Genomic DNA, 19,989 nt, shown 5'->3' with positions numbered 1-19,989 from the left:
TAAATACAAATTTTATTTAGGGAGTATCTGGGATATTATGTTTCACTTTTTAAGAGAATGGTTGCCAATTATTTCTGAAGGTGATATTTAAATCAGATCGGCAAAGCACTTTCTTCCATTGATTCTAAATGAGATTTTACTTGTTCCATCAGCCACATCGGCGTAGATGTCGCTCCACAAACACCAACTTTATCTTCAGGTTTAAACCATTCTGAATTCATTTCTGTCTCATTTTCAATGAAATAACTTCTCTTATTCTCATTGAGACAAACCTGGTATAGTGCTTTTCCATTGGAGCTTTTCTTTCCGGAAACGAAAAGAATCACATCGTTTTCATGGGCAAAGCGCTGAAGTTGCGGTTCGCGATTGGAAACTTGGCGACAAATAGAATCATTTGCATTAAATGGCACCTCTTCCATTTCGGAATTGGCATTTTTGATTCTTTCTTCGATTTTTTGAGACAGATCGTAAAATCCTTTGGTGCTTTTTGTGGTCTGGCTAAAGAGAGTTACAGGACGAGTGTAATCTATTTTTTCCAGATCACTTTCTTCCATCACCACCACAGCCTTCTCCAAAGTCTGACCAGTCAAACCGATCACTTCCGCATGTCCTTTCTTACCATAAATGACGATCTGACCATTCTCACGCTCCATGCGGTCAAAGGCAGTCTTTACTCTATGTTGTAATTTTAAAACAACTGGACAAGAAGCATCTATTAATTCGATATTGTTTTCAATCGCAGTTTTATACGTCTCCGGCGGTTCTCCGTGAGCACGAATCAACACTTTGCAATTGCTTAATTCCTGCAATTCTTCACGATCAATCACCACTAAGCCTTTTTCGCGTAAGCGCTTTACCTCCATATCATTATGGACGATATCTCCAAGGCAATAAAGCTGATCGCTTTGTTCCATCTCATCTTCTGCCATCTTGATGGCAAACTCCACTCCGAAGCAATAACCTGAATTTTTATCAATGGTTACCTGCATAGCTTTTCTCTTTTTCGATGATTTTCTTTGCCTGATCGACGATTTGAGCTACCTGATCTTCAAAATCAATATAACTCGTGTCAATTTCTATGGCATCAGATACTTTGATCAATGGGCCAACTTCGCGGGAAGAATCTATCCGATCTCTTTCCCCCAGGTTATTTTTTATTTCCTCCAAATCAACCATTTCTCCTTTTTCAAGGAGCTCCTGCTGACGTCTTTCAGCGCGGGTGTGGAGATTAGCAGTCATAAACACTTTTAATTCGGCATCCGGGAATACTACAGAACCGACATCTCGTCCGTCCATGACCACTCCTTTCTTCTTACCAAACCCCTTTTGCTGCGCAACCAGTTCTTTTCGAACTTCCTTGATTGCAGCAACTTCACTTACTTTAGACGAGATTTTCATCTTTCGGATTTCATTTTCCACATTCAACCCATTGAGAAAAGTCTCTTGCTTTTCTGTTTCCGGGTTAAAATGAAAGCTGATATCTAGTGATTTGAGGGCTTTTTCTACCTCATGTGGATTAGAAAGCGTGACAAAATTGTTCAAAAAATGAAGGGTAGCAGCTCTGTACATTGCCCCAGTGTCGATATAGGTGTAGCCCAATTCTTTTGCAACTGCCTTGGCGGTTGAACTCTTTCCACATCCTGAATATCCATCAATTGCAATGACGATTTTACCCATCGAAAAAACCTGCTTTAATCCGCTTTTTATTTCAGCCACAAATATAGTAGTTTTAATCTAAACCTATTCCCAACAGCAGAAAGACCTGATCAATTCACGGGCGCTTTGCAAAATTTTTAATTGTTTCTCCATGATTCTCAAAGGACAACTGGTTGACATTCTCCAAAAGTCTATTTATCCCGTCTCGATTGAAATTACTGATGGAAAAATCCAAGCAATTAATCGCATCGATTCGGATGAAAACCTACCATTCCTAATGCCTGGATTTATAGATGCTCATGTGCATGTGGAGAGTTCCATGCTGGTTCCTTCGGAATTTGCAAGGTTGGCGGTCTGTCATGGGACTGTTGCCACAGTTTCCGATCCACATGAAATCGCCAACGTCTGCGGCATGAAAGGGGTGGATTATATGATTGAAAATGGAAAACAGGTCCCTTTTAAATTCTACTTTGGTGCTCCCTCATGTGTCCCTGCAACTCCTTTTGAAACTGCAGGTGGAGAAATCGATGCAGCTGATATAGAAAACCTGATGTCCAGACCTGAGATCCACTATTTGGCGGAAATGATGAATTGGCCCGGAACGGTGAATCGGGATGAGCTGGTGATGGAGAAAATTCGGATCTCGAAGAAATACGGAAAACCCATCGATGGTCATGCTCCTGGACTCAAAGGCGAATTGGCAGAGAAATACTTCTCAGCAGGGCCTAGCACCGATCATGAATGCTTTACCTATGAAGAGGCACTGGGCAAAATCAAACTGGGGATGAAAATCGCGATTCGTGAAGGTTCCGCTGCAAAAAACTTTGAAGCCCTGATTGATCTGATCGATGAATTTCCGGATCAAATTATGTTTTGCTCAGATGATAAGCACCCGGATAATCTCGCCATTTCCCATATCAATGAACTAGCTGCCAGAGCTGTCGCAAAAGGCAAAGATTTATTCAAGGTACTTCAAGCTGCTTGCCTGAATCCTATCGCTCACTATGCGATGAATATTGGGCAACTTAGAGAAGGGGATCCTGCAGATTTTATTTTAGTGAAAGACCTGAAAGACTTCCAAGTCATCAGCACTTTTATCAATGGAGCAAAAGTTGCAGAAAATGGAGAAACACTGATCAAACCGATCAAAAATGAGATTATCAATAATTTCCATACTTCGCTCAAAAAGCCCGAAGACTTTCAAATCAAAGCCCATGGAAATAAAGTCAGAGTCATCGAAGCATTGGATGGTCAATTGATCACCCCGGAAATCTCAGGAGAAATTTTGATCAAAAACGGCTTTGCCGAATCAAATCCAACCGAAGACATCCTAAAAATCACTGTAGTCAATCGCTACGAAGATGCTGCTCCGGCGGTGGCGTTTATCAAAAACTTTGGATTGAAAACTGGCGCAATTGCTTCCTCTGTCGGACATGACTCTCATAATATTATTGCTGTGGGGATCGATGATAAATCCATCTGCAAAGCTGTCAATTTAATCATTGAAGCCAAAGGTGGAGTTTCTGCGGTTTCCGGAGACCAGGAAGAAATTCTCCCACTTCCAGTCGGCGGAATTATGTCTGCTTCGGATGGATATGAAGTCGCTAAAGCCTACACTCGAATAGACAAACTAGCAAAAGATATGGGAGCTACACTGAACTCGCCATTTATGACGCTGAGCTTTATGGCCTTGCTGGTGATTCCTGATTTGAAGCTAAGTGACAAAGGCTTGTTTAATGGGCAGAAGTTTGAGTTTGAGGAGGTGTTTTTAGAAAGTCCGATGCCCGATGCTGGGTGACCGATGAAGCCCAAAACTTAGCTTATAGTTCATTCTGAAACTTTCTTTCTTCTTTTCTGCTAAAAAATTATTTGTCCTATTTTGAAAGATACAGACGCCCATCTTTTATCTCAAATCCACAAGGCTCATTCCATCGGGAGCATTGTGACCATGATCTCATTTATTATCAATGCGTTTGCAAGCAGAATTGAGGAGTTAAACTTTCTGACTATTCCATTGATTCTCGTCGTCTGCTTGACAATTATAGCCTCATCCTATTATTTCTTTCAGAGTATCAAGCACAAAGAAAATATTGAAAATCCAGTTAAGAATAACATTGCCTTTATTTTCAGGATTGCGATAAATGTGGTGCTTTTAATACTTATGATAATATAAAACCATCCAGGTTTAGGGGGAAAGAGGAGTTTGTTCCTTATTAATACTGAAATTCAACTGCTGGCTAAATGGTTAAACCAAAAAATAATTTTGACTTGTTCAACCGAAAAACTAACCTAAAATCAAATTTTTAGTTTAATTGATTTAACTATCCTCGCTTTTTAAAAACCTTCAGATTGACAAAGTATCATTACACAGTTTCTGTTTTAGTTTTATTTATTTTTTTGTCTTCATACATTCCAGTAAATGATCCGCTGGATAGAATCATTTCTTCTTTTGAGAAATATCTTTCTGAAAGACCCCAAGAGAAAGCTTATGTTCATACAGACAGGGATTTTTATGCTTTAGGCGAAACGATTTGGTTCAAAACCTATTTGACCGCAGGTCCATTTCATCAAACCTCCACACTCAGCAATACTATTTATATAGAGTTGATCGATACAGGCCGGCAAATCATTAAACATCATAAAATTTTTTCTCCTGATGGATTTGCATCAGGATATTTGACTTTACCTGATTCAATTCCACCGGGAAGCTATCTATTGAGAGCTTATACCAACTGGATGAGGAATTCGGAAGAGGAATACTTTTTCCATAAACAAATCACAATTGTGAGCGGAATAGAAGAGAAAGGAGAAAATGAATTTCCAAAAGACGTTATAGACCTCCAGTTTTTCCCAGAGGGAGGAAATCTTATTGAGGGTTTGATGAATAAATTGGCTTTCAAAGCAATAGGTAGGGATGGATGGAGCCGAAATGTTACAGGTGAAATTCTGGAAAATGGAAATATAATAAGGGAGTTTAAAAGCAATCATCTAGGGATGGGGGTTTTCGCTTTCATCCCTGAGAAAGGAAAAAACTATCAGGCAAGAGTAAAAGAAACTGGACAAACTATCCAATTGCCAAATTCCTTAGCATCAGGAATACTCTTATCAGTGACCAATTCACCTAAGTCAAACGACCTACTCATCAAAATACAATCCAGCAAAAACTCAGAACTGAAACAAGTTTTGTTGCTAGCTCAAACAAGAGGTTTGGTCGGAGCAACAAGCCGAATTGATTTATCAAATAAGATTTCATTTTCCAAAATCCCTAAAAAGGAATTTCCTTCTGGAATCACCCAAATCACTGTGATGGATGAAGAGGGCAATCCATTGTCTGAGCGGCTGGTTTTCATCGATTATCAAGATCAAATTCAGATTTCTGTCAACCCTGATAAAATGTCCTATGCTCCTAGAGATTCGGTACATCTCGATATAGAAGCTAAAGATCAAAATGGCAATCCTGTGATCGCCAACTTTTCCTTAAATGTTGTCGATGGTGGACAGATTTATTTGGATGAAAACGGTGAAACGATTCAATCTTATCTTTTGATGTCTTCTGAACTTAAAGGGCATCTAGAATCCCCGGGTTATTATTTCAATCCAGAAAATCAGGATCGTGAAGAAGCTTTGGATTTATTGATGATGACGCAGGGATGGAGAAAGTTTACTATCTCGGAAGCTCTAGAAGGAAATATTGCCAAGCCTGAATATCCAATTGAAAAAGGGATAACAGTAAAGGGGAAACTGGTGGACAAAAACCAAAATCCTTTGGCTGCAGGTTCTGTTTCCTATCTTTCATTATTCCCTTTTCCAGATTCTAAAACCGCTCAAACTACAGAAAAGGGCAGCTTTGAACTCACTGATCTAGTCTTTTTTGACACCACAAAACTGGTATTGCAAGGAAAAGCTGAAAATGGGAAAGCAGGCTTAATTCTTCTTGACACCAGCTATCTTTTTCCGAAAATCCCGAATAATCAGCCTTTATTCAATTCAAAAAAAGCTGCTTTGCCCAAATCTTTCCTAAGTGAATCAGAGCTTCGTAAAAACAGCAATAAGGCCTTTGATTTAGATAACTCTGAGTACCTATTAGATGGAGTGGAGGTCAAAGGCAAGAAAATTGAACCAGAATACACAGGTCCAAAAATCTATGGAGAGGGTTCGGTAAAAGTGCAAGTAGCCGGAAATCCAGGTCTTGAAAATCAACAGCATCCTCTGGAACTGGTTCGGGGACGTGTTTCAGGTGTGCAAGTTTCGGGAAATGGCTCAGATTGGAAAGTATTGATTCAAGGATATGGTTCTATCAAGAATGGAACAGATCCTTTGATTATGATCGATGACATTCCCATTGATATTAAAAGTTTGATTACCATCCCAGTCCAAGATATCGAAAGTTATACCGTATGGAAAGGTCCAGACACTGCTGTCTTTGGATCAAGAGGAGCTAACGGAGCTATAGGGTTTTACACAAGAAAAAGTATCAACGGAAAAAGCTCCATTAAGCAAGAAGCAGAAACCCTGGTCTTAAAAGGGTATCAAGTTCAGAAGGAATTTTACTCTCCTAAATATCCGGTTCAAAACATAAACAATCCAAAACCGGATCGACGAGCCACAATTTTTTGGGAGCCATTTATCCAAACTGATTCCTTGGGAAGAGCATCGGTGTCATTCTATAACCATGACATAGAAACTGAAGTTTTTGGCCAGATTGAGGGACTCAGCACTCAAGGAAAAATTGGTGTTGGGAGATTCAGCTACAAAATTGAAAAGTAAAAAACCCTCCAGACTATTTAATTCTGAAGGGCTTGCTTTTAAATATCAGATGTAAAGTGAAATTCTATCTCAGGATAATTATCCATCACCATCTGAAGCCAGGCTTTTGATTCGGCCATAAAAACCAGCTTGCCATCTTTGTCGTGAGCTATGTGACGGTTTTTGGATCGGACAAACTCTTCTAACTGCTTTTTGTCCTTGCTGGTGATCCAGCAGGCTTTGTATAGATTCATCGGGTGAAACTCCACCGTCGCATTGTATTCGTTTTTAAGACGGAATTGGATGACCTCAAACTGAAGTTGCCCAACCGTACCCACTACTTTTCTAGAACCCATATCAAAAGTAAACAGCTGTGCCACTCCTTCTTCCATCAATTGCTGAAGTCCTTTTTCCAATTGCTTGGTCTTCATCGCATCCTTGTTTACCACCTCGCGGAAAATCTCGGGCGAGAAACTAGGAATCCCAACAAACTGCATGTTTTCGCCGTCGGTCAGCGTATCGCCGATCTTCAGGTTTCCGGTATCATAAAGCCCCACAATATCCCCTGGAAATGCCTCATCGATCATTTCTTTATCCTGCGCCATAAATTGGGTCACATTAGAGAATCGTAAAGGTTTCGGGCCACGCACATGGTTGTAAGGTTTATTTCGCTCAAAAGTACCTGAACAAATTCTCAAGAAAGCAATTCTGTTTCGGTGATTGGGATCCATATTCGCGTGGATCTTAAACACAAAACCAGAGAATTTTTTCTCATCAGGCATCACTTCCCGATCTTCAGTTCTACGGCTTTTTGGAGCAGGAGCGATTTTGATAAAAGTATCCAGCATCTCATTGATCCCGAAATTATTCACTGCAGAGCCAAAGAAAACCGGAGCAACTCTCCCTTCTAAGTATTCTTTCGTATCAAATTCAGGATAAACACCCTCGATCAATTCCACATCTTCGCGCAATTGATTGGCAAAGTTTTTACCGATCAACTCTTCCAATTCCGGATCTTGCACATCTTCAAAAACCTGACGAACATCGCTCAGTTTTCGTTGAGAAGGAGTAAAAAGATTGAGTTTATGGTCAAAAAGATTGTAAACTCCTTTGAAGCTTTTTCCCATACCGATTGGCCAGGAAAGAGGGTGACATTGAATGTTTAGCTTTTGCTCTACTTCCTCGATCAATTCATAAGGATCACGACCTTCTCTATCGAGCTTATTAATAAAGCAGATTACAGGAGTATTTCTCATGCGACACACTTCCATCAATTTCTCAGTCTGCATCTCCACCCCTTTCACACAGTCAATTACCATGATGACAGAATCCACCGCAGTCAAAGTACGGTAAGTATCTTCTGCGAAATCCTGGTGACCAGGAGTATCAAGCAAGTTGATTTTGACATCCTTGTATTCAAATCCCATGACAGAAGTAGCAACAGAGATCCCTCTTTGCTTCTCGATCGCCATCCAGTCAGACTTGGTTGCGGTATCGATTTTATTCGATTTTACGGCACCAGCAGTCTGGATTGCACCACCAAAAAGCAACAGTTTTTCAGTCAAAGTGGTCTTACCCGCATCCGGGTGAGCAATAATGGCAAAGGTTCTACGCTTCTGGATTTCTTCTTTCAAACTCATGGGAGACATCAAATTAGGGGGCAAAGGTAGGGAAAAACCACTAAAAATGAGACAGAAGTTCCAAAGGAGAATTTGGGGAAATATGAATTGGGAAATACGAGATACGAGATACGAGATTCTCGATAGGGTTAGAATCCATTTTCTATTCTGAAAATATAAAGATGTAAGATTTACGAAATACGATATACGAAATTTTTGATAGTGGCAACATAGTTATCCAACAGTGAGCTTTGTGAATAATGAAGCAAGTTTTGGGAGTATGCATTTTCATCTTCATCCTTAAAAAGTCCTTTTTTATCCAAAATACCCGAAGTTCAATAGATCTCGTAATTCGTATTTCTAACTTCGTAAATCGTCAATATTCCAGGATTCCTTCTGTAATAAACTGAGAAGCTCCTTCTATGCTACAATGAAGCACAATTCGAAAAGTAGTACCCACTCCCACCTCAGAATGCTTCACAAAGATTTTTCCTCCATGGTAGCCTTCAATGATTCTTTTGGCTAATGTCAAGCCCAATCCCCAGCCTCTTTGTCTGGTAGAAAAGCCTGGATTAAAAACTTTGCGATACATCTTTTTCTCCATTCCTTTCCCTGTATCTGTGATATCAATGATCACAAATTTCTCAGAGTCCTGAATTACATCGATCGTGATCGAACCTTTCCCTTTCATGGCATCGACCGCGTTTTTACAAATATTTTCGATCACCCATTCAAACAAGGGTTTATTCATCATTGCCTCTAGATCACGGGAATCAGAATTAATGGTCAAGTCAACTTTCGTAGATATTCTTGGCCTTAAATAATTTACAGTATCCTCAAGGCTGTAATACAAGTTTCCTGGCTGGATGACAGGTTTGCTACCAATGCTACTGAAACGTTCAGTAACCATTCTGAGCTTGACCACATCCTTATCCATCTCAGTAATGATTTCTTTGTTTTCTTCCCAAACAGGGGAATTTCTCAAATAATCGATCCAAGCCATCAAAGAAGCAATCGGAGTTCCCAGTTGATGCGCTGTTTCTTTGGTTAGTCCAGCCCAAACCCGGTTTTGCTCAGATATTTTGCTTTGGTTAAAAAGTGTGTAAGCCAAAACACCAAATAATAAAATCACCGCCAACTGCACGTATGGGTAATATTTTAGATTGGTAAGAAGCTCCGAATTTCTGTAATAAACATGAATATCTGCCTCACGCAATAAGATCGGCTCGTATTCTTCTTGCATTTCTGCAAGCTCCAAAGCCAGTGTTTTCACAGAATCCGAACTACTAGCATTTGCTTTGAATGGAATGTTCCTGAATTCGATTGGTTCGCCAGTGGCATCCACCATGATGATGGGAATCGAATAATTCTGCTGAATGATTTCCTGATTGATAAAGGTTAGGTTTTCTGTAGTGGTGGCGGCATATTCCAAAGCCGAAGAGAGCAATTCGATCTGCCTTCTTTCCCTTTCTCTAAGTTCCTCTACCAAAACGTTAGTATAGAAAATCGAACCTCCACCAATCACAATAGAAACGAGAATTACCAGCCATTTGACTTGCTTCCTGTTTTTATAAAGGTCTAATGTGGTAAGATCTTGAAAACGATTTTTCATGAATGTGAATTGGGTACTATATGGTACAAACTGTCCAAATCGATAGATCGTATAACTCGCCTATAGAAATTTTCAGTTGGCCTTGCTCGGTCTCTATTCGTAAATTTATACTTAAATTAAACAGCGCAAAACTAGATATCAGCTATGAAAACGAACGAAATTGGTTTAGAGGTAAAAGAAAGTAAAATCTTGGTTGAAAAGCTAAATGAATTATTGGCCAACTACGAAGTTTATTATCAAAATCTACGAAACTTCCATTGGAATGTGACCGGCCCAAATTTCTTTGAACTCCACGCGAAATTTGAGGAGCTATATAATGAAGCAAATACAAGCATCGATGAGGTAGCGGAAAGGATCTTGACTCTTGGAGCTAGGCCTTTATCCTCTTTCGCAGAATATTTAGAAACTTCGAAAATTAAGGAAGCCAAAGAAGTGAAAGATCCGATGACGATGGTCGAAACAGTCAAAAGCAATCTTCAGACTTTATTACAACTGGAAAGGGAAACATTAGAAGCGGCAGCTGAATCAAATGATGAAGGAACTTCTTCCTTGATGAGCGATTATATTACGGCGAAAGAAAAAGTGATCTGGATGCTTTCTGCTTATTTGAGATAACACCCAAAAGGTAAAAAATCCCGATCTAGAATTAGATCGGGATTTTTTTTACAATACAATCTTGAAAATTGAATCCAAGAACGTTGCATTTGATCCCATCTCTAGTTTCATGAATCTTGGGAATAAGTTCTTTGTTCTTGGCTCTTGGCTCTTTGTTCTTGGCTCTAATTATTCATCCTGATCCATTTCCAAAGTGTCTTGTATGACGGCTTTGTCCCATGCATCAAAATTCCGATTCTATAAATTTTTCCTGCCATCCAAGTGGTAAATAGGAATCCAGCAATCAGCAAAGACATGGATAGCACTAAATCTGACCAAGGAACTCCATAGCTGACTCTACCCATCATGGCTATCGGAGAGGTCAAAGGAATGATAGAAAGCCAGAAAGAAGCCGAACTATTCGGGTCATTCAATACAAAAACAAACAACCCCATATAAGCTGCGATCAAAGGAATCGTAACTGGAAACATAAATTGTTGAGCTTCGGAAGGTGCTTCCACCGCAGAACCAATAGCCGCAAACATAGCTCCGTAAAGCAAGTATCCACCGAGGAAATAAAACAAAAAGCTCAAAACCAATCCCAGGAAATTAATTCCAGAAATGACCTGCATGATTTCAGCCACATTACTGGTCTGAGGGATACTATTAGCTAATTCAGGATTAGCCATTTCCATGGCAGTTTGTTGTGGCATTTGCATTCCCAAATACCCCATCACAAAAGTGGTTAGAGTACCGATCAGCACCACCCAAATCAGAAATTGGGTCAAACCTACCGCTCCGATTCCTACTATTTTGCCAAGCATCAACTGAAATGGTTTGAGGGAAGAAACCAAAATCTCTACAATTCGGCTGGACTTTTCTTCGATCACACCTTGCATGATCTGGTTGCCATAGACGAAAATAAAAATGTATATCAAAATCCCTGTCAGAAAACCTAAGGCATAATTTACTGTGGCATCATTCACTGTTTCGCCTCCTTTTTCATCCAGCGTGATGGAACGAATTCCCACATTGGTACGAACTTCATTGATGATTTTCGGGTCGATCCCACTTTCGAAAAGCCGCTGTTCTTCGATCTTTTTCCGAAGGTTATTTTCCAAATAAGAAATCAGACTCATACTTGGATTTTCTTCCCCATAAAAAACTATCCCCTGTGGATCCTCCAACTTAAATTCCGGAATGTATAAAAACCCGTATCGATCTCCCTCCTGCACCATCTTTTTGGCTTCTTCTTTATCTGTGTCAGAGAAAGAAAATGCATACTGCTCTGAGCTTTCCAGGAAAAACATCTTGTTTTCATCCACTACTTCGATGATTCGTAATGCATCTCCACCTTCATCTTCCAATGAAATCCAGACGAAAATTCCCATGATTGCCGGAAATATCAGAGGAGTGATCAAAGTGGCTAAAAGGAAAGATTTTTTCTTTACTCTTGCCAAATATTCTCGCTGGATTACTAACCAGATTTTATCCATGTTGTGTCGCTTTTACTTGATGAATAAAAATCTCCTCCATACTAGGAACTACCTCCTGAAATTGGCTTACTTCTCCATATTGCATCAATTCGGAAAGAAATTCATTGGGAGTTTTCCCGCTAAGTGGCAAAGTGAAATTATAATTTCCATCATCTTCTTTTGCTATCCATTCGCGTGGCAGCAATTGCTTCAACTCTCTCAAAGAAATTTTATAGACCTCCGGTCTAAAGCTCTTCTTTACTTCGCGTATCGTCCCATCGAGGATTTTTTTTGACCGATTGATCATGGCCACCTGGTCACAAAGTAATTCGACAGATTCCATCCTGTGAGTACTCAAAATGACTGTCGTTCCTTTTTCTTTTAACTCCAGGATTTCATTTTTTATCAATTCTGCATTGACAGGGTCAAATCCAGAAAATGGTTCGTCGAGAATCAAAAGCGGTGGCTCGTGAATAATTGTAGAAATAAACTGGACTTTTTGAGCCATCCCTTTGGAGAGATCCTCAATCTTTTTCTCTTTCCAAGAGCTGATTTCTAGTTTTTCTAGCCAAAAATTGATTTTCGATTTTGCCTCGGAATGGCTGAGACCTTTAAGCCTGGCAAAATACATCAACTGATCCCAGACTTTCATCTTTTTATAAAGACCTCTTTCCTCAGGGAGATATCCTATTTTGGATATATGGGTAGGATTTAAAACTTCCTTATCAATTAGAATCTCACCAGTATCGCCCTCAATTATTTGATTAATAATCCGGATGAGGGTGGTTTTCCCAGCACCGTTAGGACCTAGAAGCCCAAAAATCACTCCTTTTGGCACATGGAGATCAATATCAGTAAGTGCCTTATTGGAACCGTAAGATTTATTGAGATTTTTTATCTGAAGCATAAAGCCTGAAAAAACTATTCTATCGTTAAAGATCCAACGCCTACATCCAAAATCAATTCAAGCAATCTCGGATCAGATTCGCTAAATCCCTTGGTAATATAAGTGTGATTATCGATAGATTTCAGATATTTTGGAAGAGTGGTTCTGCACATGGCAGTCGTTTTCATTCTGATTTTAATTGGGTAGCTATCATCCGGAAGGTTTAATCGAAGTGAGCCCGCACCCACTGCCGCGATGACTTGACATTTATTTGGCATGGCATCAGAGAAGGACAAATCCAAGGAACCATAATTGACTTCGAAAATCATTTTGGAAGCATTGGAGAAATTCACATCCGATAGCTCCACAGTCCCCATATTCAAAGTAACCAAAAGTGTATCCATGGTCACTTGATTTGGATCTTTGGAACCATAATGAATCATCACATCCGCACTCGCACTGTGAACTTTTAGTCTACTTACAGGAAGTTGGGCAAGATCGATTTCCGTCTTTCCCATTCCTAAATTAAAATCCAGGTTATACAAGTAATTGGAAGCCAAACCTAAATCCCAGGTATGGTCAAAATCAGAATCACTTCCTGAGAATATTTTTGAGGTAATACTTTTCCCTAAGTTATCCGACTCGACATTTTTATGGGTCAAAGAAGATTCCAGGACATTATTCCTGATTTCATGGGAAAATACCGGGAGAATATTGGTTTTCTGAAGATGTCCATGAATATAAATAGGCTCCATGGATCTAATCCGCTTGACTAAAGTAGTACTCTTGTAGGATGAAAATACGAGATGAACCATTTCAAAACCAGTTTTCTCGCTGGCTTTGAACTCTTTAACAAGCTGTGCCTTACTCACACCTACACATCCAAAGATTCCCAGAAATAGTAGACACAATTTTCTAAGCATACCGTTAGGTTACGAGGCGACTTTAAAAAGGTTTTTTAAAAATATAAAAAAAGCCAGAATTGCTTCTGGCTAATTTAATTTTTAGAAAAACTCCTTCATTTTATCGAAAAATGATTTGTCAGATTTTCCTGGATCTGGTTTGAAATTTTCAGAATCCCGAAGGGCTTCCAAAGACTCTTTTTCATCTTTGGACAATTGGGTCGGAGTCCAAACATTGACCATAATCAACTGATCTCCTTTACTATACCCATTGATATCTTTTATTCCTTTTCCTTTCAATCGAAGCATCTTACCGCTTTGAGTTCCAGGCTCGATTTTTATTTTGACTTTCCCGTCAATGGTAGGCACTTCAATAGAAGATCCCAAAGCCGCATCTACGAAAGAAATAAATAAATCATAAATGACATTATTTCCATCTCTTTGAAGCACTTGATCTTCGATCTCTTCAATGACAATCAATAAATCACCTGCAATTCCTCCTGGAATTTCATTTCCTTTTCCAGACATGCTAAGCTGCATTCCTTCAGCTACACCTCCTGGAATATTGATAGAAATCACTTCTTCTTTGATGATCAGACCTCTAGCATCGGCTTCTGCAGGTTTCTTATCGACGATCTGGCCACTACCACCACAAACAGCACAAGTACTTGCGGATACCATTTGGCCCAGCATGGTATTTACTACTTTCTTGATCTGACCAGTTCCCTGACAAGTAGAGCAACTCTTGAAAGTAACTCCAGGAGCTACAACATGTCTTTTAACTTTGATCTTTTTCTCAACTCCGTTTGCTACCTCAGCCAAGTTCAGCTTCAGTTTGACACGAAGGTTTGTTCCTTTTTTCGTTCTTCGGCCTCCGCCGCCTCCAGCTCCTCCGAAAAATGAACCGAAACCGCCACCACCGAAAATATCTCCAAATTGAGAGAAGATATCTTCCATGTTCATTCCACCGCCGCCGAAGCCGCCATTTCCTGAAACACCCTGATGACCAAATTGGTCATAGCGTTGACGTTTCTCTTGGTTACTTAAGACTTCATATGCCTCAGCTGCCTCTTTAAACTTATCTTCTGCTTCGGGATTATCCGGGTTTTTATCCGGGTGATATTTAATCGCCAGTTTACGGTATGCTTTTTTGATTTCATCGGCTGAAGCCGACTTTGACACACCTAATACTTCGTAATAATCTCTTTTTGCCATAATATTTTTAAGCTCCAGTTACCACTTTGGCGTAGCGAACTACTTTGTCACCAAGGGTATATCCTTTTTCCACTACATCGATTACTTTCCCTTTCAAGTCTTCACTAGGAGCAGGAATCTGAGTGATTGCCTCTTGTGTATCTGCATCAAAAGGCTTTCCGATAAGGTCATCCATTGATTTCAGCCCTTTACTTTCCAGTATTCTCAAAAGTTTATGGAAAATCAAAAGATTGCCTTCTCGCTCTTTTGAGCCTTCTTCTTGATTCTCGCTTACTTTAAATGCTCTTTCAAAATCATCTACTACAGGGATCAAATCTCTCAATACTTCCTCAGAAGCAGTTGAGATCAAATCCAATCTTTCTTTCGAGGTTCTTTTTCTAAAATTCTCAAAATCAGAATATAACCTCAAATATTTATCTTTTAGATCAGCAACTTCTGCAGCTAATTTCTCTTCCATGGAAACTTCCTCTACACTCTCTTTTGGTGAATCTTCATTTGTTTCTTTCGCATCAGGAGTTTCCTGTACTAACTGCTCCTCTTCTTGCTCAAAATCCTTTTCCACTTGTTCTTTATTTTTCATAATAAACTTTGCAATAGTTGGCCTCAGCCATTTTACAATTAGTTTGCCAGCCTTCACAAACTGACAATCTGACACCTTAATCTTGATGGATCGCCTGCCAAATTAAATCCTTCAGTTTATCGAGGTTAAATTGACTGACAGAAGAAATGAAAACATGAGGGATGCCTTCAGGCAAATCCGACTCCATTTCTTTCATCAGTTCCTCATCTAACATATCCACTTTAGAAACCGCTAGCAATCGCTGCTTATCCAGCAATTCCGGATTGTATTTTTCCAGTTCACCCAATAATATTGAGTACTGCTCTTTGATGGATGGAGCATCAGCCGGCACCATAAATAAAAGAATTGAATTTCTCTCGATATGCCTCAAAAAGCGAATCCCTAAACCTTTTCCTTCTGCTGCACCTTCGATAATCCCTGGGATATCTGCCATGACAAAAGATTTGTCATCTCTATAGCCAACTACTCCGAGATTAGGAACTAAGGTTGTAAATGGATAATCGCCAATTTCTGGTTTTGCTGCTGAAATGGATGATAACAAAGTGCTTTTACCGGCATTTGGGAATCCAACTAGACCGACGTCAGCAAGAAGTTTTAATTCCAAAATGATCCATTCCTCAATCCCTTCTTCCCCTGGCTGTGCATAATGCGGCGCCTGATTGGTCGAAGTTTTAAAATGATCATTCCCTAATCCTCCTCTACCTCCTCTGGTCAAAATTACTTCTTGACCATCTTCGGTTATTTCGAAACGTTTTTCACCAGTTTCTGCATCTTTTGCAACAGTCCCTAATGGAACGTCCAAAATCATATCTTTCCCATCAGCACCTTTTCTTCTTCCTCCTTCTCCCCCTTTTCCAGCTTCTGCAATCACATGTTTTTTGTATTTCAAGTGAAGCAAAGTCCAATGTTGGGAATTTCCCCTTAAGATGATATGACCACCTCGACCACCATCACCTCCGTCAGGACCTCCTTTAGGCACATGCTTTTCTCTTCTGAAATGTAGAGAACCTGCTCCCCCTGCTCCAGATCGAGAACAAAATTTTACGTAGTCAATGAAATTTGAATCAGCCATCTTTTAAAATAAAAAGGCTAAGCATAGAAGCTTAGCCAAATGTGGATTGCAAAATTAGGAAAATTAAGCCAATCAGTAGCTATCAATCACTGAAGTGATCTGATTGAATATTTCATTTATTTCACCTACACCATTAATATTCTGGAATTTACCTTGCTTTTCGTAGTAAGAAGCTACAGGAAGGGTTTCGTTCAGATAAACCTGAATCCTCGTAGAGATCTTTTCGTCATCTTGATCATCTGCTCTCTGAGAAGTCTTTCCTCTCTCCTTGATTCTTTCACGAAGTATATCCTGAGGAACATCCAAAGCAATCATGCCAGATATTTCCAAGTCATGATGAGATAACATTTCATCCAAAGCTTCAGCTTGGGCTGTGGTACGAGGAAATCCATCAAAAATAAACCCTTTAGAGTCTTTTGTTTCAGAGATTTTCTCTTCGACCATTTTGATGACCACTTCGTCAGGAACGAGGTGTCCTTCATTCATATATTTTTTTGCCAGCAAACCCAATTCTGTTCCTTCACCTAGATGCTTTCTGAACAAATCCCCTGTTGACAGATGAGTCAATCCATATTGCTGGATTAATTTTTCACTTTGAGTGCCTTTGCCCGCACCTGGAGGGCCAAATAAAACGATATTATACATTCCTGATCTTGTTATTTAAGGAGTATCAAGTTGATAGATATCTGGAAGATTTCTACCAAAACCATCATAATCGAGGCCATAGCCGACGACAAATTTATTGGGAATTTCAAAACAGACATAATCAATTGGATAATTAAAGCGAAAAGCCTCTGGTTTAAACAACAAAGTTACGATAGAAACCTTTGCTGGATTTAAGCCATAAACCTGCTCTAACATGTATTTCATGCTGATTCCGGTATCAACAATGTCTTCAACAATGAGGACATATTTATTTTTCAAATCTTCTTTTAAACCAATAAGTGATTTTATTTTTTCTCCACTTTCCATCCCTTCATAAGAGCTTATTTTGACAAAAGAGCAAGTCAGAGGTAAGTCAATAACTCGACATAAATCTGCCAAAAACATAAAAGATCCATTCAATACGCCTATCACTACTAAATCCTTTCCATGAAAATCTTGAGTGATCTTTGCCCCAACCTGAGAAATTCTGTCCTGCAATTGTACACTACTCAAATAGGGAATGAAATTTTTATCCTTTATCTGAATTTTCATAAAAGTTGAATTATAGATTTTTCATTAAGTATTGGTACATGTCAATCATAGCCTGTAAATCCACCAAGGAAACTTTTTCATCCGGGCTATGTACATGATCTTCCGGCGCACCAATAAAACACCAATCAATGGCATAATCAGAAAATTGAATTTCCCTTCCATCACTCCCCCCTGCACTTTCTACTTCTAGCTGAAACGGCACTCCACTTTCCTTTGCCAGTTCTATAACCCTATTGATGAATTTCCTTCTGGGAATGAATTTATCTCTTATGGAAATAGCAACTCCCTCGTGGTGTCTCACACCTTCTGTCACCCATGTAATATCAGAAATAAGAGCATGTTTTATAGGGGCATTTTCTTGTATGAATCTTAACAAAAAAGGCATACTCCCACCCCCATGTTCTTCATATGTAGAAAATATAACCCACCCATTTTCAAGGGTTTCACATAATTTTAATGCATTATATACACCAAGTCGATTATCTAAATAAGCAGCTTGTATATATTCTTCATCTACTCTTATTTCTTGTTCAAAAGACAAACATGTACCAGGAATAATACCTCTTGGAAAGTCATGAAAAAGTTCATCTTCATTACCTTGAATTCTACATCTTATAGCCCCAAGTGAATCTTCACCCACTAACCATGTACCTGGAATTACCTCTGGCCCACCTACAGAAATTAGCTGGTTATTATACCTAGTCATAAAACCAATTGTGTCAATATGTGCAAAAACTGCGGTTGTTGGATGACCGAATTTTAAGAGCAAACAATCATGAAATTCTTCACCAAAGAAAATTTCTGGGGCAACTTTCCAGTTTTTTTTGCGTTTTTCGACATATTCGCATAAATATTTAGCTGTCCTTGATTCATCTCCAGATATTCCTTGAAGCTCTAACAATTCGTACAAAATTTTCATTTTGGCATTAATTATGTTGATTATTTGTCAATAGATCGCAAAATTGTTTAGATTTATTTGATTAGCGGAATTGTGAATTAAATAATTCATCTAGATTTGCAGTAAGTTAAAAGTTTATAAATTTGTAATCACATCAATCAAACACTTAAAATTTGAACAAAAATTTTTTGTTATGAAAAAATTAATACTCTCAACACTAATGGCAGGTGCCTTGGCACTTAGCGCCAATGCCCAGAAAGAATTCGACAAATTCTCTTTGGAAATCAATGGAGGCGTCAACAAACCAATGGCTCCTTTAACTGGAGGATACCTTTCACCAACAGCTAATTTTGGCCATGTTGATTTTGGTGCCCGTTACATGTTCAATGAAAAATTCGGTCTTAAGCTGGATTATGGCTTCGGCTCCATGAATGAGGTTGATGGAGAATCTCCATCATTCAACACCAAATATTACAGACTTGATCTTCAAGGTGTAATGAATGCTGGTAGAATCATGAATTTTGAATCCTTTACTAGATCTATCGGACTTCTTGTTCACGGTGGTGCTGGTATCGGTAATGTTAATCCTGAAGAAAATCTTTACAGTGATTTCACTGACGATGTTTACAATTTCATCATTGGTGTTACTCCTCAATTGAAATTGGGTAAAAGCATTGCTTTAGTAGGTGACATCAGTGCTATTATCAACGGTCGCCAAACTGTTACTTGGGATGGTGCTACTGCAATCCGTCCTGAAATTGACAATGGATTCTATGGTGCTAACGCCGTTTGGTGGACTGGTACTTTAGGTCTACAGTTCTACTTAGGTTCAGCTGAAGAGCATGCTGACTGGTATATCGCTGCTGATAAATATGCTACTAAAGAAGAATTAGCTTCTCAGATCAACGGAATCAAGGATATGTTGAAAGATTCTGATGGTGACGGTGTTCCTGATTACTTAGATAAAGAGCCTAATACTCCAGCTGGAGCAAGAGTTAACTCTCAAGGAACTACAATGGATTCTGATGGTGACGGTACTCCTGATCACATGGATAAGTGCCCATTCCTTCCTGGTCCAGCATCTACAAATGGATGCCCTGTTGAAGAAGTAAAAGAAGAAATTGATTTCTTCAAGAAAGCTATCAACGACGGATATATAAATGTATATTATGCATTTGATAGCGCTAAGCCACTAGGTTATTCTACAAGTGCAGCTAGTTATGTTGCTAACTTTATGCAAAAGAATCCAGGAGTAAATGTAGAAATTAAAGGATATGCTGACGAATTAGGTCCAGAAGATTATAACATGAAACTTTCAGAAAGAAGAGCAAAAGCTGTTTACGATCTATTGATCGCTTCTGGAGTTGATGCTTCTAGACTTTCTTACAAAGGTTACGGAGAAGACACAAGTGTAGATAAGTCTTCTGCTGATGCAAGACAAATGGCAAGAAGAGCTAGCTTCGAAGTGAAGTAAGCTACACTCTTAAAATCATATTTAAAGCCCGGTTTTCCGGGCTTTTTTTATGCTCTATATTTT

17 protein-coding genes are annotated in these 19,989 nt (G+C 39.1%); 4 read left to right on the top strand and 13 right to left on the bottom strand.

Features of this window, described 5'->3' with window-relative positions; translation table 11 throughout:
- Nucleotides 1–92: 92 nt before the first annotated feature.
- Nucleotides 93–989, bottom strand: coding sequence for a 4-hydroxy-3-methylbut-2-enyl diphosphate reductase (locus FHS59_RS14150; RefSeq protein WP_184495984.1), 897 nt, complete (start codon nt 987–989; stop codon nt 93–95).
- A complete protein-coding gene (cmk, locus tag FHS59_RS14145; RefSeq protein ID WP_184496118.1) occupies nt 973–1,677 on the bottom strand; it encodes a (d)CMP kinase in 705 nt (234 codons plus the stop codon). Before cmk ends, FHS59_RS14150 begins: the two co-directional genes overlap by 17 nt.
- Before the next feature lie 130 nt (nt 1,678–1,807).
- On the opposite strand from cmk, the gene ade reads away from it, so the two are divergent.
- Entirely contained in the window at nt 1,808–3,454 is a 1,647-nt protein-coding gene (gene ade / locus FHS59_RS14140; protein ID WP_184495982.1) for an adenine deaminase, read from the top strand.
- 551 nt (nt 3,455–4,005) lie between these two features.
- Nucleotides 4,006–6,423, top strand: a complete 2,418-nt coding sequence (locus tag FHS59_RS14135) for a TonB-dependent receptor plug domain-containing protein (protein WP_184495980.1) — start codon at nt 4,006–4,008, stop codon at nt 6,421–6,423.
- A 38-nt stretch (nt 6,424–6,461) separates the two neighbouring features.
- Here the strand turns inward: FHS59_RS14135 and FHS59_RS14130 are convergent, their stop codons facing one another.
- Complete coding sequence (locus tag FHS59_RS14130; RefSeq protein WP_184495978.1) at nt 6,462–8,042, bottom strand: peptide chain release factor 3; 1,581 nt, start codon at nt 8,040–8,042, stop codon at nt 6,462–6,464.
- 355 nt (nt 8,043–8,397) lie between these two features.
- Nucleotides 8,398–9,633, bottom strand: coding sequence for a sensor histidine kinase (locus tag FHS59_RS14125; protein WP_184495976.1), 1,236 nt, complete (start codon nt 9,631–9,633; stop codon nt 8,398–8,400).
- Between the two features lie 144 nt (nt 9,634–9,777).
- Here FHS59_RS14125 and FHS59_RS14120 point away from each other — a divergent pair, with 144 nt between their 5' ends.
- A complete protein-coding gene (locus FHS59_RS14120) occupies nt 9,778–10,248 on the top strand; it encodes a Dps family protein (protein WP_184495975.1) in 471 nt (156 codons plus the stop codon).
- Between the two features lie 164 nt (nt 10,249–10,412).
- Here FHS59_RS14120 and FHS59_RS14115 read toward each other — a convergent pair whose 3' ends face one another.
- From FHS59_RS14115 to FHS59_RS14075, 9 genes are all read right to left on the bottom strand, one after another.
- Nucleotides 10,413–11,723, bottom strand: coding sequence for an ABC transporter permease (locus FHS59_RS14115; protein WP_184495973.1), 1,311 nt, complete (start codon nt 11,721–11,723; stop codon nt 10,413–10,415).
- Nucleotides 11,716–12,609, bottom strand: a complete 894-nt coding sequence (locus FHS59_RS14110) for an ABC transporter ATP-binding protein (RefSeq protein WP_184495971.1) — start codon at nt 12,607–12,609, stop codon at nt 11,716–11,718. The genes FHS59_RS14115 and FHS59_RS14110 overlap by 8 nt, the downstream gene beginning before the upstream one ends.
- A 14-nt stretch (nt 12,610–12,623) precedes the next feature.
- Nucleotides 12,624–13,511 (bottom strand): hypothetical protein, encoded by an 888-nt coding sequence (locus tag FHS59_RS14105; protein WP_246388441.1) that lies wholly within the window; start codon nt 13,509–13,511, stop codon nt 12,624–12,626.
- Nucleotides 13,512–13,592: 81 nt separating this feature from the next.
- Nucleotides 13,593–14,705 carry a molecular chaperone DnaJ gene (gene dnaJ / locus FHS59_RS14100; protein ID WP_184495970.1) on the bottom strand — a complete coding sequence of 371 codons (1,113 nt, stop codon included), beginning with the start codon at nt 14,703–14,705 and terminating at the stop codon, nt 13,593–13,595.
- Between the two features lie 7 nt (nt 14,706–14,712).
- Complete coding sequence (locus FHS59_RS14095) at nt 14,713–15,285, bottom strand: nucleotide exchange factor GrpE (RefSeq protein WP_184495968.1); 573 nt, start codon at nt 15,283–15,285, stop codon at nt 14,713–14,715.
- Nucleotides 15,286–15,361: 76 nt separating this feature from the next.
- Nucleotides 15,362–16,357, bottom strand: a complete 996-nt coding sequence (gene obgE, locus FHS59_RS14090; protein ID WP_184495966.1) for a GTPase ObgE — start codon at nt 16,355–16,357, stop codon at nt 15,362–15,364.
- A 72-nt stretch (nt 16,358–16,429) separates the two neighbouring features.
- Entirely contained in the window at nt 16,430–17,002 is a 573-nt protein-coding gene (locus FHS59_RS14085; RefSeq protein WP_184495964.1) for an adenylate kinase, read from the bottom strand.
- Between the two features lie 15 nt (nt 17,003–17,017).
- Nucleotides 17,018–17,554, bottom strand: coding sequence for a hypoxanthine phosphoribosyltransferase (hpt, locus tag FHS59_RS14080; RefSeq protein WP_184495963.1), 537 nt, complete (start codon nt 17,552–17,554; stop codon nt 17,018–17,020).
- Between the two features lie 10 nt (nt 17,555–17,564).
- A complete protein-coding gene (locus tag FHS59_RS14075; RefSeq protein ID WP_184495961.1) occupies nt 17,565–18,473 on the bottom strand; it encodes a M20/M25/M40 family metallo-hydrolase in 909 nt (302 codons plus the stop codon).
- Nucleotides 18,474–18,645: 172 nt separating this feature from the next.
- Here FHS59_RS14075 and FHS59_RS14070 point away from each other — a divergent pair, with 172 nt between their 5' ends.
- Nucleotides 18,646–19,926, top strand: coding sequence for an OmpA family protein (locus FHS59_RS14070; RefSeq protein ID WP_184495959.1), 1,281 nt, complete (start codon nt 18,646–18,648; stop codon nt 19,924–19,926).
- Nucleotides 19,927–19,989: the final 63 nt, after the last annotated feature.

The sequence above is a fragment of the Algoriphagus iocasae genome, assembly GCF_014206875.1.
Lineage (GTDB): Bacteria > Bacteroidota > Bacteroidia > Cytophagales > Cyclobacteriaceae > Algoriphagus > Algoriphagus iocasae.
The sequence above is the reverse complement of the archived record's forward strand: the minus strand, read 5'-3'. Positions and strand labels throughout refer to the sequence as shown.

Bases quoted from the DNA above. Each gene is read 5' to 3' on its own strand.
- FHS59_RS14085 (WP_184495964.1), bottom strand. From the start codon at position 17,002: ATGTATAATATCGTTTTATTTGGCCCTCCAGGTGCGGGCAAAGGCACT.
- FHS59_RS14075 (WP_184495961.1), bottom strand. From the start codon at position 18,473: ATGAAAATTTTGTACGAATTGTTAGAGCTTCAAGGAATATCTGGAGAT.
- obgE (WP_184495966.1), bottom strand. From the start codon at position 16,357: ATGGCTGATTCAAATTTCATTGACTACGTAAAATTTTGTTCTCGATCT.
- FHS59_RS14115 (WP_184495973.1), bottom strand. From the start codon at position 11,723: ATGGATAAAATCTGGTTAGTAATCCAGCGAGAATATTTGGCAAGAGTA.
- dnaJ (WP_184495970.1), bottom strand. From the start codon at position 14,705: ATGGCAAAAAGAGATTATTACGAAGTATTAGGTGTGTCAAAGTCGGCT.
- FHS59_RS14130 (WP_184495978.1), bottom strand. From the start codon at position 8,042: ATGAGTTTGAAAGAAGAAATCCAGAAGCGTAGAACCTTTGCCATTATT.
- FHS59_RS14110 (WP_184495971.1), bottom strand. From the start codon at position 12,609: ATGCTTCAGATAAAAAATCTCAATAAATCTTACGGTTCCAATAAGGCA.
- ade (WP_184495982.1), top strand. From the start codon at position 1,808: ATGATTCTCAAAGGACAACTGGTTGACATTCTCCAAAAGTCTATTTAT.
- FHS59_RS14070 (WP_184495959.1), top strand. From the start codon at position 18,646: ATGAAAAAATTAATACTCTCAACACTAATGGCAGGTGCCTTGGCACTT.
- FHS59_RS14120 (WP_184495975.1), top strand. From the start codon at position 9,778: ATGAAAACGAACGAAATTGGTTTAGAGGTAAAAGAAAGTAAAATCTTG.
- hpt (WP_184495963.1), bottom strand. From the start codon at position 17,554: ATGAAAATTCAGATAAAGGATAAAAATTTCATTCCCTATTTGAGTAGT.
- FHS59_RS14125 (WP_184495976.1), bottom strand. From the start codon at position 9,633: ATGAAAAATCGTTTTCAAGATCTTACCACATTAGACCTTTATAAAAAC.
- FHS59_RS14105 (WP_246388441.1), bottom strand. From the start codon at position 13,511: ATGCTTAGAAAATTGTGTCTACTATTTCTGGGAATCTTTGGATGTGTA.
- cmk (WP_184496118.1), bottom strand. From the start codon at position 1,677: ATGGGTAAAATCGTCATTGCAATTGATGGATATTCAGGATGTGGAAAG.
- FHS59_RS14150 (WP_184495984.1), bottom strand. From the start codon at position 989: ATGCAGGTAACCATTGATAAAAATTCAGGTTATTGCTTCGGAGTGGAG.
- FHS59_RS14095 (WP_184495968.1), bottom strand. From the start codon at position 15,285: ATGAAAAATAAAGAACAAGTGGAAAAGGATTTTGAGCAAGAAGAGGAG.